General features: G+C 58.0%; 12 protein-coding genes. 7 read left to right on the top strand and 5 right to left on the bottom strand.

The window, feature by feature from the left end; all coding sequences use genetic code 11:
• The first annotated feature begins 425 nt into the window (after positions 1-425).
• Positions 426-1,835, top strand: a complete 1,410-nt coding sequence (gene rlmB / locus IQ273_RS05890; protein WP_194022243.1) for a 23S rRNA (guanosine(2251)-2'-O)-methyltransferase RlmB — start codon at positions 426-428, stop codon at positions 1,833-1,835.
• Positions 1,836-1,886: 51 nt separating this feature from the next.
• Positions 1,887-2,180 carry a DUF1816 domain-containing protein gene (locus tag IQ273_RS05885; RefSeq protein ID WP_194022242.1) on the top strand — a complete coding sequence of 98 codons (294 nt, stop codon included), beginning with the start codon at positions 1,887-1,889 and terminating at the stop codon, positions 2,178-2,180.
• A 24-nt stretch (positions 2,181-2,204) separates the two neighbouring features.
• Here the strand turns inward: IQ273_RS05885 and IQ273_RS05880 are convergent, their stop codons facing one another.
• Complete coding sequence (locus IQ273_RS05880) at positions 2,205-3,035, bottom strand: alpha/beta fold hydrolase (protein ID WP_194022241.1); 831 nt, start codon at positions 3,033-3,035, stop codon at positions 2,205-2,207.
• A 275-nt stretch (positions 3,036-3,310) separates the two neighbouring features.
• Positions 3,311-4,942: a hypothetical protein gene (locus IQ273_RS05875; protein WP_194022240.1), complete on the bottom strand. Its 1,632-nt coding sequence runs from the start codon at positions 4,940-4,942 to the stop codon at positions 3,311-3,313.
• Positions 4,943-5,108: 166 nt separating this feature from the next.
• On the opposite strand from IQ273_RS05875, the gene IQ273_RS05870 reads away from it, so the two are divergent.
• Positions 5,109-5,990 (top strand): DMT family transporter, encoded by an 882-nt coding sequence (locus IQ273_RS05870; RefSeq protein WP_194022239.1) that lies wholly within the window; start codon positions 5,109-5,111, stop codon positions 5,988-5,990.
• Here IQ273_RS05870 and IQ273_RS05865 read toward each other — a convergent pair.
• On the bottom strand, positions 5,987-6,523 hold the full coding sequence (locus IQ273_RS05865; RefSeq protein WP_228052423.1) for a HugZ family protein: 537 nt from the start codon (positions 6,521-6,523) through the stop codon (positions 5,987-5,989). The two genes, IQ273_RS05870 and IQ273_RS05865, sit on opposite strands and share 4 nt — an antisense overlap.
• 131 nt (positions 6,524-6,654) lie before the next feature.
• Here IQ273_RS05865 and IQ273_RS05860 point away from each other — a divergent pair, with 131 nt between their 5' ends.
• Both IQ273_RS05860 and IQ273_RS05855 read left to right on the top strand, forming a co-directional pair.
• Entirely contained in the window at positions 6,655-7,233 is a 579-nt protein-coding gene (locus IQ273_RS05860) for an SRPBCC family protein (RefSeq protein ID WP_194022238.1), read from the top strand.
• Positions 7,234-7,558: 325 nt separating this feature from the next.
• Complete coding sequence (locus IQ273_RS05855; RefSeq protein ID WP_194022237.1) at positions 7,559-7,876, top strand: hypothetical protein; 318 nt, start codon at positions 7,559-7,561, stop codon at positions 7,874-7,876.
• A gap of 10 nt (positions 7,877-7,886) precedes the next feature.
• On the opposite strand, the gene IQ273_RS05850 is transcribed toward IQ273_RS05855, so the two are convergent.
• Positions 7,887-9,287: an IctB family putative bicarbonate transporter gene (locus tag IQ273_RS05850; RefSeq protein ID WP_194022236.1), complete on the bottom strand. Its 1,401-nt coding sequence runs from the start codon at positions 9,285-9,287 to the stop codon at positions 7,887-7,889.
• Between the two features lie 320 nt (positions 9,288-9,607).
• Here IQ273_RS05850 and IQ273_RS05845 point away from each other — a divergent pair, with 320 nt between their 5' ends.
• A complete protein-coding gene (locus IQ273_RS05845; protein ID WP_194022235.1) occupies positions 9,608-10,792 on the top strand; it encodes a transaldolase in 1,185 nt (394 codons plus the stop codon).
• Positions 10,793-10,873: 81 nt separating this feature from the next.
• Here the strand turns inward: IQ273_RS05845 and IQ273_RS05840 are convergent, their stop codons facing one another.
• A complete protein-coding gene (locus IQ273_RS05840) occupies positions 10,874-12,412 on the bottom strand; it encodes an NAD(P)/FAD-dependent oxidoreductase (protein WP_194022234.1) in 1,539 nt (512 codons plus the stop codon).
• Between the two features lie 384 nt (positions 12,413-12,796).
• Here IQ273_RS05840 and IQ273_RS05835 point away from each other — a divergent pair.
• The coding region (locus IQ273_RS05835) for a circularly permuted type 2 ATP-grasp protein (protein ID WP_194022233.1) at positions 12,797-14,032 on the top strand (1,236 nt) is incomplete at its 3' end.

The following is a 14,032-nucleotide window of genomic DNA, read 5'->3' as shown; positions in this document are numbered from 1 at the left end:
GAATTTAAGTTTCTTTGAACCTGGCTCCAATAGCGCTGGGGGCGATCGGCAGTGACCACAGGGGCTGTTTAGGTCGGTCTAGGGGGTTGTAGACGAAAAGATTGACAGGTGGCTGGCGTTTTAGAGGGCAAAGGGATGCGCTTCAAAATAAAGTGCCAGCTAGAGTAGCTACTCCATAATCGATTCCCGCCTGCGCAGGAATGACATTGGGACTTTATTAATTTTCGAGTCCCAAACCCCTTTCTGAGGGTGACGGTTCTAACCTGACTCCCAATCTACGGGCGATCCCACAGAAATTCCCATTGATAGTTCCCCCCAGAGCAAAGTTGGGGCCATAAAAAACAGAATGCTAGGGTTAGGGATAAGGCGTGCTAGCCTAGATTTTCTGCGCAATTTTTGGTTTCTAACCCGTATCAGGTGTGGCCATGTCGTCCCCAAAGCCTTCTCGCAACCCTAACCGTCCCTCTGGGGCAAAGCCTCGCCAGCAGTCTGAAGGCTACCGGGGGGGGAAGCCCCGCTATGGCGAGGGCAAACCCCGCTACGGTGACGATCAGCCCCGCCATAGCGACAGCAAGCCCCGCTACCAGGGCGATAAACCTCGCTACAGCGACGATAAACCCCGCTACGACGGTGCCAAACCTCACCGTAACGACGACAAGCCCCGCTACCAGGGTGACAAACCTCGTCAGGGTGACAGTAAGCCCCGCTACGCTGGTGCCAAACCCCGCTACAGCGATGATAAACCTCGTTATAAAGACGACAAACCCCGCTATGGGGACAGTAAGCCCCGCTTTGACAGCAGCAAGCCGCGTGGGGATGATAAGCCCCGCCACAAAGATGAAAAACCTCGCTACCAGGGCGATAAGCCTCGCTACCAGGGCGATAAGCCTCGCTACGATGAGGGTAAGCCCCGCTACCAGAGCAGTGATTCGTTCCGTCGCCCCACGGCTGGTTCGCCCCGCCAGATGGGTGCTAGTAGTCAAGATCTGGGCGAAAGCGATGACAGACAAGACGAAACCGATCTAATCTACGGTCGTCATGCGGTCGAGGCGGCCCTACAGGCCCAGCGCCCTCTCAATCGCGTATGGGTCAACGATCGCATTCGCTACGATCCCCGATTTTTGTCACTAATTGATGAAGCCAAGGCTAACGGTGCCGTGATCGACGAGGTCGACACCAAACGGCTCAACCAAATCACGGCCGGGGCTAATCACCAGGGGATCGCCGCCCAAGCCGCTGCCCATACTTACCACGACCTCGACGACATGATCGAGACCGCCCTGGGAGCTGCCAAGGTGCCAGTCATTATCGCGGCTGATAGCATCACCGATCCCCATAATTTGGGGGCCATTATTCGTACCGCCGAAGCCCTAGGTGCTCAGGGGATGGTGATCCCCCAGCGGCGGGCGGCGGGTGTGACCTCCACGGTTGCCAAAGTGGCCGCAGGTGCCCTAGAACACCTGCCTGTAGCGCGGGTAGTCAACCTCAAGCGCGCCCTTGACACCCTTAAAGAAAAGGGATTTTGGATTTACGGGCTGTCGTCAGAGGCCAGCCAGCCGGTACACCGCACCACCTTCGATCGGCCCACGGTTATTGTGGTGGGGGCCGAGGGCAGTGGTCTTAGCCTCACCGTGCAGCAGAGTTGCGACACACTCGTATCGATTCCGCTGCGCGGCACGGTTCCTAGCCTAAATGCATCGGTGGCTACAGGCATGGCTCTCTATGAGATCTATCGTCATCAGTGGGTGGCGCAGCTGCAAATTTCCTCTTTGCAAAATCAAAAGCAAGGCAGTATAACGAAACATGGGATAGCGTTGCCCCAGGACGGTTTGTAACCGTGATTACCCCATAAAAAGTCTTTAGAACTCGGCAGATAGGCAGGATCTATGAAGAATCTTTTAGGTCGTATTTTAGCGATTGTTTTAGGTCGGAGTAAAGCCTGGTGGGTGGAGATCAAAACCAGTCAACCCGCCTGCACCTACTACTTTGGCCCCTTCGATACCGAATCTGAGGCCTACGCAGCCAAGGGTGGCTATATCGAAGATCTTGAACAAGAAGGTGCACAGAACATTCAAACCGTAGTGCAGCTGTGCAGCCGCCCTGAGCAGCTCACCATCACTGATGAATGGGATACCCCAGTAGGCGGGTTTTCGACTCCAGCCTTTAGTGGCCGTCCCTAGCCCTAAGGTTTAATTCATTCACCCTTAGGCCTTGGACTTTAGGTCCAGTGCTTGTGCATGCTGCTCTAGCCAGTGGTCAATATCTTGCAGCATCTGCCCTGGAATTTCCCAGGGCAGCAGGTGGGCGGTATTGGGATAGCAATAGCTATCAGCTACGGGCAGGTGAGCGGCGGTTTCTAGGCTGGCTTGGGCGGTAATGTGGCAGTCTTTGGCTCCGCAGAGCACCAGGCAGGGTACCGCGATCGCCCCCAGGTCGGGCAGTCGGTTGTAGCGGCGCGTCAGGGCTTGATTGAGGGCACGGTTGGCCTGAGATGAGGTGCCCAGGTAGGCCCAAAAGCCTTCTTTGGCCAGGCGGCGGTAGGCCTCAGGGGTGTGCTGTCGCAGCAGATATCGGTACAGCGACCGCTCTCCCAGTTCCCGAATGATCCAGGGGTTTCCCGGTGTTAGCAGGTTAAGCACCGAAGCTAGCCCAGTATTGATCAGTTCTGGCCAGGTGACCGGTGGATGAGCACCTACGGGCCGAGCCGCCGTCGCAATTAAAATCAGTCCGGTGACGCGATCGGGGTGGCGCAGGGCTAGTTCGATCGCCAAAATGCCCCCTAACGACCAGCCAAGCACTAGACAGCGCTCGATCCCCTGAGTATCGAGCAGTTCCACTAGGTCGGTAAGGCTATCTTCTAGATCAAAGGGCAATCGCGTCCGGCTGTGGCCGTAGCCGCGTAGGTCAGGGGCCAAGGTTTGGTAGCGATCGCTCAAGCTTTCGGTAAACACTGACATGGTTTTGGCCGAGCCAGGATGCCCATGCAGGCACAGAATGGGGAAGCCAGAACCTCGAATTTCGCAGTGAAGTCGCATAGCGTGGCCAATTTTGAACCCTAGCGTCGTTACCTAACCATAATGCTGGCTCGGCTTTATTCTAAGGACTCAGCGGTTAGATTACCGGTACCCGTTAAGACCGGGCAGATTTAACCCTTTAGGCGCATGAACAAGAACCGCCACGAATGCCCGTTGTTGATCCCCAAATGAACGAACCCTAGCCCGCGCTGGCGACTGGGGTTCATAGCTAATGAGGATTCTATAAAGAGCGATCGCCCTTGGGGGTGAAAGTGGTTTTGGTAAACGGCTTGGGCTTAGTCTAGGGCTTCATCCCAGGTCAGCTCAGAGTCAGCCCCATCGGCAGCGGGTTCAGCGGCAGCCCTGCTCTCTTCTAGACAGGCAGCGGCAGTCTCAGCTTTGCTCAACCTTCCTTCCCGTGCCAGGGCAGCATCGGCTGCGCCGAGGCGGATGGCCGTAGACAGCTGATCGAGCTGTGGGTTAGCCCTTTGGGGATCAAACTCAAGCTGAGTCTCGGAGCTAAGGGGCAATCCGCTGGCCTGGAGGCAGTAGGCGGCGGGCAGGTCTTTGGGTTGGGGCCTAAGGCTCAAAGATTCCAGCTGAGACTGGCCCTGGTGAGCTGAAAATGCCGAACCGGGTGTTTGGGCCGCTGGAATTTGGACTTCTGGTGTTTGAATCTCTGAAACCCCGGTTTCTGAAGCTTGTACCTCAGTTGACCGCGCCTCCCACGCCTGGGGAGTCACTTGGGGGACAGCAGAGGTGGCATCAGGCGGGGTTGCGGCAGCAGCTGGGCGCAAGGGGCTGAGGCGAGGTGTGCCCTGGTTGAGGGGCAGGCTTTCGGGGGGAGCGGTGGTTGCAGACCGGCCCCAAGGGGCGATCGCGGTCTCGGGTCGAGCAGCGATCCCCTGACTATGGCGGGCAAGGGTTGGCGGGACGGAGGCCTCCACGGGCTGGGGCGTTAGCGTCAGGGCAGGGGTGGCACTTGACTGATGGGCGATCGCTGGGCCAGGATCAGCGCCTGCTGGAGCAGCACCAACCGCTACAGCAGTGGTAGCTAGAGGACTAGCTTCAGGGCCAGATTCAGGAGCAGATTCAGCCTGGGCAGGTGCTGGGGCTGCGGCCGCGGGTAGCTCTGCGGTGGCGGGCGGCGAGGGTTGAGCCGCTGCTACCGTCGCTGGGCTGCCTGATGGCGAGATCGGCGTGGCCCCGTGCAGTCTGGCCGTTAACCCTCCCGACGACTCGGGGGCGGCGGTGGTAATCGTCGGGGCAGGTCGCTGCGATCGCGTACTATAGCCCTGATGCTGCACAGGAGCCAGGCTACCAGAGGCAACCGGCCCCAGGTCGATGGCCGTGCTAGCCGTCGATGACAGCCCAAGTTCTGGGGCCGCCACATTGGGTCGTGGTGGCGTAGGCAAAGCGGTGACTCCCACAGGTCGCAGTGAGGGTTCAAGACCAGGGGTTGCGATCGCGTTATCAATCGGGCGCGTTTCTGAGGGTTGCTCTGCCACCTCCTGAGGCACTGGACGAGGGGGCGTGGAGGTCAGGGCAGCAGGCAGCGGGGCTGTGGCTATAGGCGTATTAGACGACAGCCTCGACCCGTGCTGAGCCCGCAGGCGCTGTAGCCGTTCGCGCAGCTGATCGGCTTGGGGCAGGGTTTGCCCAGCGCTACTAGCCCGGCTGGCCTGGGGACCAGACTGCTGCGATCGCGGACTGAAGCGAGCCCGATCGAGTCCTCCCTGGCGAGATGGCAACTCGGGGCGGGCCATAGGGCTAGAGGAGGTCGCCCTCAACCCTGGCTGAGCGTTGACCTCAACGGCATCATCACCATCGGGTGGGGCTGTGCCCAAATCTGGAGGGCTGGATTGTTCGGCGCTACAGGCCGCCAATGCCAGTAGCCCGCTGCAGGATGCTAGAGCCCAGACGCGCATAACTCAAAATTCCTAGGATTAGTCAAACTGTCTTGGTTCTCTCTACGGCAGTCGAGCTGTCGATCAGCACAATCCTGGGACAGAAGTGTAAAGATTCTGTTGCATTCCGCTATGGTGGCATTACTTAAGTTTTGCAGGATATCGGCAAACGCCGACCCAAGCGCCTATGCGGGGTGAATTAGCGGCACTCATGGCGGCCTGTCTGTGGGCAGTAGCCACGGTTATGTTTGGGCGATTGGGCAAAGCGCTGTCGCCCCTGGTCCTCAACCTAGCCAAGGGGGCGATCGCCCTGGTGCTGCTGGCCCTTACCCTGGTGCTGCTGGGGCAGAGCACCGCTGGCTTAGACCGACCGGCGATCGGCTGGTTAGCCCTCAGCGGCGTGATTGGCATTGGCCTGGGCGATACGGCCTACTTTGCCGCCATCAATCGGCTTGGCCCCCGGCGAGCACTGCTGCTCGAAATCTTGGCCCCGCCCATCGCGGCTTTAATGGCTCTGGTGTTTTTGCAGGAGTCGCTCAGCGTCCGGGCCTGGCTTGGGATCGCCCTCACTCTGGCCGGGGTAGTGTGGGTGATTGCCGAGCGGGTGCCCGGCGGTACCATTCCCGGTAGGGCTAACTATCAGGGCATAATCTACGGCGTGCTGGCCGCCCTGGGCCAGGCCACGGGGGCTGTGATGTCGCGGGCGGTGCTGGCCGATACAGCTGTTGCCCCCCTCTGGAGTTCGCTGCTGCGGCTAGCGGGGGGCTGTGTAATTATTCTGAGTATTTTGCGCTACCAGGGGCCAGTAGTCGGGGCGTTGCGACCGCTGCGATCGCCCCGACTACTGGCAGGCGTGGCCCTGGCCGCAGTGCTAGGCACCTACCTGGCCATTTACCTCCAGCAAATCGCCCTCAAGTATGCGGCGACCGGGGTAGCCCAGGCGCTGACCTCCACCAGCCCGCTGTTTGTGCTGCCGCTGGCGGCGGCCCTGGGCGATCGCGTCAGTCTGCGGGCGGTGGCCGGGGCGGTAGTAGCTCTGGCGGGCATTGCCATTCTGGTCAACGGCTAGTTATCCGGCCCTGTTTGGGGAGGGCCAACCAACTGGCTCAGATTTTGAGCATCGACGGCGTAGGCGGCCCCAAACCCCATCACAAATCGCCCGCCCTGGGGGCTGAGACAAAAAATTTGAAAATCTTCCAGCGATCGCAGCATGGTAATAATGTCGCCAAAGCGCTGCTCAAAGCGATCGGCTACAGCCTCCCAGTCGGCGGTGCCACCGGGCAACAGCTGGGCCTGACAGTCGTAGGAAATGCGCTGGCGAGCAAACACCTGAGCAGCCTCAGCCTCGTCCTCAATTAGTAGAACGCTGGCTAGGCCCGTGTTCTGCAGGTTTTGAGTATGGGCCGACAGGCCACTGGTGAAAATATAAAGCCAATGGTTATCGTCAAGAACATAGGGGGCATAGCTGGCGTGGGGCGAGCCCTCACTACTGACAGTGCTCAACATCAGGCTGTGCACTCGGGTGGGTAGCCCCTGGTAGGCCGCTAAAACTGCATCAAAACTGGGCATGGCAATGGCGGGCACGCTGTAAATAAACGTCATCCAAGTCCAGAAATGGAGTTCTGCCTGTGAGAAAACTGCAGATTCCGAGCTGGACTTGGTATACAACCGAGAATACTGTAGCTGCCACGGCGGGTTGCGCTACAGTAATTGAAGTTTGGTTCTCTGGTATTATGTCGCGTCTATCCCGTCAGGTTCAGTCGGCTGAGGCCTATCTGGCCAAACTAACCGATGCTGATTGGGCCACCCTGGCCAAACGCGATGTCGTGGTCAAGGGCGGGCAGGGTCAGTATGGCTTGATGATTGCCACCACGGTTTCTCATGCCGATGCGTGGGCTGTGCTGACCGACTACAGCAGCTTTGACACATTCTTGCCCACGGTGGTCAGAAGCCAGGTGGTTGAGACCGAGGGCGATCGCACCGTTGTCGAACAGATTGACAGGCGGCGCATTTTGCTCCACACAATGGAATCTAAAGTGCTGACCGAAAACCTGGAGCTAGACGGGCAGCAGATTAGCTTTCGCCTGCTAGAAGGCAATCTTGAATATATGTACGGCCACTGGCGCATTGATGCCGCCCCGCCGTCGTTGGGTCGCGGTTTGGTGTGCCTGCTGTCGCAGCAGGTGCGGGCCGAAGCCGATGTCGGCCCTTTTAAGTCACTGTTTTATAACTTGTTTGAAGCGGGCCTAGTCGACACGATGAAAGCTTTACGGGCAGAAATGGAGCGGCGAGCGGCTTCGTCTAATCTTTAGGGAATATAAATTTTTAGGCAGTTTTACGGAGTTTGCCCGAAAACCCCGTAGTTGGAATTGCGCTTTACTGGATACTAAATACATGTGCAGCGGTCAATGGCTCAGGTTATGAGTCATTCTTGGCTCTGTGGATAACTTGAGGCGTGTTCCTGATCCCCGATTATCTTGCGGCGTACTCTCGCCCTTTATCGGCCAGACATTCCCAGCGCGTATGTCAGGAAATTATGAAGGCCTCTTAGATTTCACACCTTCACCTGGGTAATCTCAAGGGAAGTGCTGATGGCACAGGTTGTTCGGTCGGTCGTTTGCTCTTGGTGTTTGGAACATGCACACTCCATTTTCCGCCAGCTTCAGCCACTATGCCCCAGTTGTTGATCATCTACTGTTCTACAAAATCATCAACGACGCCGACGGCATTCGGCTGCGCATTTGGGAAAGCGCCACCGACCTCGATCAAAGCCCATCGCCCTACCTCTACATTCTCAACCTGCGGGTAGCCTCTATCGCCGAGGCTAAAAAACGCCTCAAGGCGCACCTCGCTCTCAACGGTGGCACTTTGGCTACGGGCCAAACCCTACCCTTCAAGGGCAAAGTCAAGCTCATGCCCCACGCGACCTGGGACGGCACCCAGGGAGATGACTAGGCCTGAGACACTACTCTTGACGCAGCTTGAAGGAACGCTTGCTTAAGATCTGCTGGGCCGGATAGTAGCTGGCCACGATCGCAATCGACATCCACCACAGGGTACTAATCTGGGGCCGATACATCACCGTATCGGCAATGCCCTGGCCCAAAATGCCGGCAATCGATGCGATCGCCCCCATCAGCCAGTAGCCTTGGGCATCCTGAGCTTCTCGCAGCCGCTGAAGCTGCACCCAGGCTTGGTGAAAGAGCAGCAGCAGCAGCCACAAAAACGCCAGTAGCCCCACCAGACCGCCCTCTACCAGCACCTCTAGAAACACCGAGTAGGCGCTCAGGGCCGTGTAGCGAGGCCGCTGAAACAGCGGGTATACGCTGTTAAACGCATCATTGCCAGGGCCAATGCCCAAAATGGGGCGGGCACGAATCATATCTATCACCCCGGCCCACACATTCATGCGGAAGTTATTGCTGCTGTCGGCCCGCCCCACAAAGATACTCAGCACCCGCGCCCGCAGCGAATCGACGGAAATCACCCCGAGCACAACCACCGCGATGGCACCCCCCATCAGGATCGGCAGCGCCCAGCGCTTCCAGAAGGGCGAAAACCAAATGCTCCAATACTGCACGACCAAAATCATCAGTACAAAACCGGCAATTAAAAAGCCGATCCAACCGCCCCGGCTGAGGGTCAAAATCAGGCACAACATGTTGATCAGGGTGGCTAGCAGCGCCAGCCCCTTGGGCACCCAGCGAGGCCAGGCAAACACCGCAACTGCGCTCATCATGATTCCTGGAATGAGATAGCCCGCCAGCAGGTTAGGGTTACCCAAGAAACTGTACACCCGCGTCACATCGGCCACCGCCGAGTTGGCATCGACCCAGGTAGCCAAGGCCGTGGCCCCAAAAAAGTACTGCCGCAGCCCGTACACCGCCACCGGCAGCGTCGTCAAAATGTAGGCCAAAATCAGCAGGCCCCTGGCCCTGGGCTGCCGTGCCACCCGCGCAATCAATAAAAACAGCAGAATGTTGAGCGAGAGTTTGATCAACCCCGCTAGAGCCGCCCCCCGCACCGGCGACAGAGCCGTGGCCAGCACCATGATCCCCCAGTAAACCGCTACCGCAACATGTACAGGGGACAGACCCGGCCCCGCCTCGTCAGTCAGGGTCAGCAAGGCCCACAGCGCCGCCGCCGCCAGCAGCAGCACCCCAATCAGGGTGGTCGAAACGTAGGGAGCCAGGGCAAACAGCACGACCACAATGGCTAGGCCAATCCAGTCGTCCCAACGCAGGAGCCAGCTGCCCTGCCGCCACTGTCGCAGCGGAGCCAGTAGCTGGTGCAAAACACTAGCTTCGCGCCATTGCTCCAAGGCCAGGGTCGACAGGGTGAGCTGTTGCCAAACAGAGGTCAGCATAGGGCGATAGACAGGTGCGATTAAATCCTTCTCATCATGCCAAGCTTTGGCTGAGTTGGGGCACCCAATTGATCTCTCTCGGCAGCGAAAATTGGGTTTAGGGTCTGAGTCCTAGAGCCCATGACGCGGCCTTAATCCCTTGGCCTTAGCCCCTGAACCCTTAAGAAACCTTGAGGAAAACTAGGAGGTCAAGGGGGCGGCAATGTTTCGTAATGGCCCCGTAGCTTTAATTAAGGGTTAATGCTGCCCTTAAATCCCCTGTTTAGAATGTGAACAACTAGCAGAAGTCCCCTTGCTCCCCCAATTTCCAGGAGAAACCCATGGCCAGCCTCTTAGAGCAGCTTCGGCAAATGACCGTTGTTGTCGCCGACACCGGAGACATCCAAGCGATTGAGCAGTTTACTCCCCGCGATGCCACCACCAACCCTTCACTGATCACGGCGGCGGCGCAAATGCCTCAGTACCAAGCCATTGTCGATGACACCCTGCTCAAGGCCAAGGCCGATTCTGGGGCAGGGGCGTCCGACAAAGACATCGCCAACCTGGCCTTTAAAAATCTGGCGGTAGCCTTTGGCCACAAGATTCTCAACATTATCCCCGGTCGCGTCTCTACCGAAGTCGATGCCCGCCTCAGCTACGACACCGAGGCTACCGTCACTACTGCCCGCGACATCATTGCGCAGTACGACAAGCTGGGCATTACCCCCGATCGCGTGCTGATCAAAATTGCCTCCACCTGGGAGGGCATTAAGGCCGCCGAAATTCTTGAAAAAGAAGGCATTCACTGCAACCTGACGCTGCTGTTTGGCATTCATCAGGCGATCGCCTGTGCCGAGGCGGGCACTACCCTGATCTCGCCCTTTGTGGGCCGCATTCTCGACTGGTACAAAAAAGACACTGGCCGCGAAGAGTACCCCGCCCCCGAAGACCCCGGCGTTATGTCAGTCACGGAAATCTACAACTACTACAAAAAGTTTGGCTACAAAACCGAGGTAATGGGGGCCAGCTTCCGCAACCTAGGCGAAATCACTGAGTTAGCAGGCTGCGATCTGCTGACTATTTCCCCCAAGCTGCTGGCTCAGCTCGACAGCACAGAGGGCGACTTGCCCCGCAAGCTCGACCCTTCCAAAGCTGAGTCCCTAGACATTGAGAAGATGACGATGGATGAAGCCACCTTCCGCTCGATGCATGAGAGCGATCGCATGGCCACAGAAAAGCTCGACGAAGGCATTAAGGGCTTCAGCAAGGCCCTCGAATCGTTGGAAAACCTGCTGGCCACCCGACTCACCGAACTCACCCAGAGCGAAGGCGCGGCCTCCAAAGCCAAGGATGACCAATTTGACCTGTTCAAAGCTTACGACCTCGATGGTGACGGCTTTATTACTCGGGAGGAATGGCTGGGCACCGACGCCGCCTTCGATGCCCTTGATCTCGACCACGACGGCAAACTTTCCTCCTCAGAAATTGTTGCTGGGCTAGGTCCGGCCTTTGAAGTGGCTAGGTAGGTAGGTAAAAGGTATTGGGTGTTAGGTGTCAGGTGTTGGGCTAAGCCTGATACCTGTCACCTAATACCCGATACCCTCCCCTCATACCAACGCCAGCGATCGCCGCACCGACTGGCCGGTCATCAGCTCCACCACATCCATGCCGTTGTTGATCACCCCCGGCACGCTGGGGTACCCGGCGCTGGCCCCGACCAAAAACAGGTTGGGTAGCTCAGTGTGGTAGCCCAGACGGTTTAGCCCCACCTGCTGGGGCACCAGCTTAGCGCCGTAGATGTTGCCCTGGGGCTGGCCCAGGTAGTGTTCGCTGGTGGTCGGCGTACCGTAGACCTTCATGCGGGCGTAGCGATCGACGTCGGGAATCAGGTCGCGCACGCTGGCCATCACCATCTGATAGACCTCGCGCTTTTTCGCCTTGTAGGCTTTAGGGTCGGTTTCGCACAGCTGCTTGAAGGGCTCGTAGGGGCACACCGTGGCAATTTCGAGCACGTGGTGACCGGCAGGAGCCATACCGGGCGCGGTTGATTTGAGCGTGGGGCATGAGAGAAAGATCCACGGATGCTCCAGGTTGCCCTCTAGCTGCCGCCGATACTCCTGGTTGAGATCGCCGGTAGGGTAGTACCAGATATTCCAGTTGCCGATGCCGTAGTTAGCAGGGTCAAAGCGATCGTCTAGGCCCAAGTAGATGTTGAAGGCGCTAGCCGAATACTCATAGCCGGTCAGGCGCTGGCGTTCGGCCGGACTGAGGTTGGCCCCATGCATTAGCTCTACGGTGAGCTTGGGGTCAAGGTCGCTGATGTAATGGTGGGTTGCGGCGTAATCGGTGCCCCCGGCTGTGACCCACTGCACCTGGCCGTCGCGCACCTCAATGTGCTCCACTGGGGCCATGTAGCGCACGGTACTGCCCCCTTCGACAATTGCATCGACAACGGTGTCAACAAACCCCTTGAAGTGGTGCTTCGGGTAGTAGGCCCCCTCGGAGTAGTCCCACACCAACGCCGTATGGGTAAGCAGGGCAATTTCCTCGGGCGGTAGGGCATAGTCGCCGCTTTGACCGGCTAGTAGGGCCTGCAGCTTAAGCGGCATCCCCACATGGTCATAGAGGTCTTGCAGCGTCCAGTGGCGCTTCTGAAAGAGATTTAAGTACTTGGGCAGCTTCAGCCAGTCGTGCCACTTCTGGTCGTACCACCGCATCTCCTGACCGAGGTGGCGAATCTCGTCGTGGAGGTGCTTGATTTCGTCGCAGTAGCGGTTAATTGGGCCTGCGGCCTCCGGAAACTGGTTCAGCAAGCGGTGCCGAAACGTTTCCCAACCCAGCGGAATGGCAAAGTCTACAGCGGGGGTAACCACCCGATCAATGCAGCCGGGATCGAGTGAATTGAAGGTCACGTCGCGATCGATGTAGTGCAGAAATTGATCGACCGCCTGTCCCGGCCTGCACTGGTAGATGTAGTGCACATCGGCACAGAAGCGGTAGTCACCATAGTCGAAGGTGTGGCAGCAGCCCCCCGGCAGGTAGTGCTTTTCGAGCACCGCAACCCGATAGCCCTGGCGAGTCAGACAGGCGGCGGTCGAGAGACCTCCTAACCCTGCTCCTAAAACAACGTAGTCAAACTGTTCCATAGCGCAGTGTTTCCTGTAGATACAGCAAGCGACAAGGACGTTAGAACTCGATGTCAAAACCGATCGGTGGTTCTGGTGAATCTACTTAGATCATTGATCCTGCGTTTACGACCCGTGGAAAAACGATAAAAAACGATCGCATTAGTACAGAAAAATAAATCTTCTAGCCGCAAAAAAGAGCTTGCCCTGGCGAGGCTAGGCCTAGTGCGATCGCAGCGCCAACCCAAGTCGCCACAGCGCTGAAGAGAACGGTCTGAACCGGGGAGCAACCCAAATTCGTATCATAAGCTACAGCCTTAGGGCAGCCCTCCCCGGTAATGATCAGCCTATGGCGCTCTAGCCATCAATATCGATATCTGAAGCTTATTTTGTGGGAGACCCCTGGTGCTATTTGACGCCTACGACCCCGGCGATTTTTTTGATGAGCTGTTTTTAGGCCAAGGCAAGCCGCGCCCCGAGGCAGATTTGCTAGTGCAGCGGGTCAACGCCTTGTCGCTGTCCGACCTACAGCAGCGGCAGCAGACTGCGCAAAATGCACTATTTAAGCTGGGGGTTACCTTCAACGTCTACAGCGATAACCAGGGTACAGAGCGAATTCTGCCCTTCGATGTTATTCCCCGCATTGTGCCGGGTCACGAGTGGGAGTGGATAGAAAAAGGTCTCAAGCAGCGGATCTATGCCATCAACTGCTTCATTCACGACGTTTATAACGACCAAAAAATTCTCAACGACGGCGTGATTCCGCGCCACGTAGTGGAGTCAGCACCGGGCTTTCTCAAGCCCTGCATGGGACTCAACCCGCCCAACGACATCTGGTGCCACATTACCGGTACCGACCTGGTGCGCGACAAAGATGGCCACTGGTACGTGCTTGAAGACAACATGCGCTGTCCGTCGGGAGTCTCCTACGTACTCGAAAACCGGCGGGTGATGAAGAATACCTTTCCCCACCTGTTTGCCGCGATGGATATTGCGGCAGTGGATGACTACGCCAGTCAGCTGCTCGAAACCCTGCTCAACCTTGTGCCCGACACGCTGATTAACCCTCGGGTGGCGGTGCTGACGCCGGGCATGTATAACTCGGCCTACTTCGAGCACTCGTTTTTGGCTCAGCAGATGGGGGCTGAACTGGTGGAGGGCCGCGACCTGGTGGTCTCAGATGGCTACTTAAAGATGCGCACCACTAAGGGCCTGGAACGGGTCGATGTGATGTACCGGCGCATTGATGACGACTTCATCGATCCACAAGCTTTCCGGCCCGACTCGCTGCTGGGGGTGCCGGGGCTAATGGAGGTGTATCGAGCAGGACGAGTGGCCCTCGCCAACGCCCTGGGCACTGGTGTAGCCGACGACAAGCTGGTCTACGCCTACGTGCCCCAGATGATTCGCTACTACCTCGACGAAGATCAGCTGATTCCCAACGTGCCCACCTATCTCTGCGAAGACGAGACTCAGCAGGCCCACGTTCTCGACAACCTCGATCAGCTGGTGGTCAAGGCCACCAACGCCTCGGGCGGCTACGGTATGCTGGTTGGCCCCCACGCCACCGATGAGCAAAGGGCCGAATTTGGCGATCGCATTCGCGCCAACCCCAGAGGCTACATCGCTCAGCCCACCCTC

Origin of the sequence: Nodosilinea sp. LEGE 07298, assembly GCF_015207265.1 — a bacterium.
Classification (GTDB): domain Bacteria; phylum Cyanobacteriota; class Cyanobacteriia; order Phormidesmidales; family Phormidesmidaceae; genus Nodosilinea.
Note: the sequence above shows the minus strand (reverse complement) of the source record. Positions and strands in the feature narration are given on the sequence as shown.

What these genes read in the sequence shown, in the direction of transcription:
- IQ273_RS05865 (WP_228052423.1), bottom strand. Translation starts at nt 6,523, where the DNA reads ATGACGTTTATTTACAGCGTGCCCGCCATTGCCATGCCCAGTTTTGAT.
- IQ273_RS05840 (WP_194022234.1), bottom strand. Translation starts at nt 12,412, where the DNA reads ATGGAACAGTTTGACTACGTTGTTTTAGGAGCAGGGTTAGGAGGTCTC.
- IQ273_RS05875 (WP_194022240.1), bottom strand. Translation starts at nt 4,942, where the DNA reads ATGCGCGTCTGGGCTCTAGCATCCTGCAGCGGGCTACTGGCATTGGCG.
- IQ273_RS05855 (WP_194022237.1), top strand. Translation starts at nt 7,559, where the DNA reads ATGCACACTCCATTTTCCGCCAGCTTCAGCCACTATGCCCCAGTTGTT.
- IQ273_RS05845 (WP_194022235.1), top strand. Translation starts at nt 9,608, where the DNA reads ATGGCCAGCCTCTTAGAGCAGCTTCGGCAAATGACCGTTGTTGTCGCC.
- IQ273_RS05860 (WP_194022238.1), top strand. Translation starts at nt 6,655, where the DNA reads ATGTCGCGTCTATCCCGTCAGGTTCAGTCGGCTGAGGCCTATCTGGCC.
- IQ273_RS05880 (WP_194022241.1), bottom strand. Translation starts at nt 3,035, where the DNA reads ATGCGACTTCACTGCGAAATTCGAGGTTCTGGCTTCCCCATTCTGTGC.
- rlmB (WP_194022243.1), top strand. Translation starts at nt 426, where the DNA reads ATGTCGTCCCCAAAGCCTTCTCGCAACCCTAACCGTCCCTCTGGGGCA.
- IQ273_RS05870 (WP_194022239.1), top strand. Translation starts at nt 5,109, where the DNA reads ATGCGGGGTGAATTAGCGGCACTCATGGCGGCCTGTCTGTGGGCAGTA.
- IQ273_RS05850 (WP_194022236.1), bottom strand. Translation starts at nt 9,287, where the DNA reads ATGCTGACCTCTGTTTGGCAACAGCTCACCCTGTCGACCCTGGCCTTG.
- IQ273_RS05885 (WP_194022242.1), top strand. Translation starts at nt 1,887, where the DNA reads ATGAAGAATCTTTTAGGTCGTATTTTAGCGATTGTTTTAGGTCGGAGT.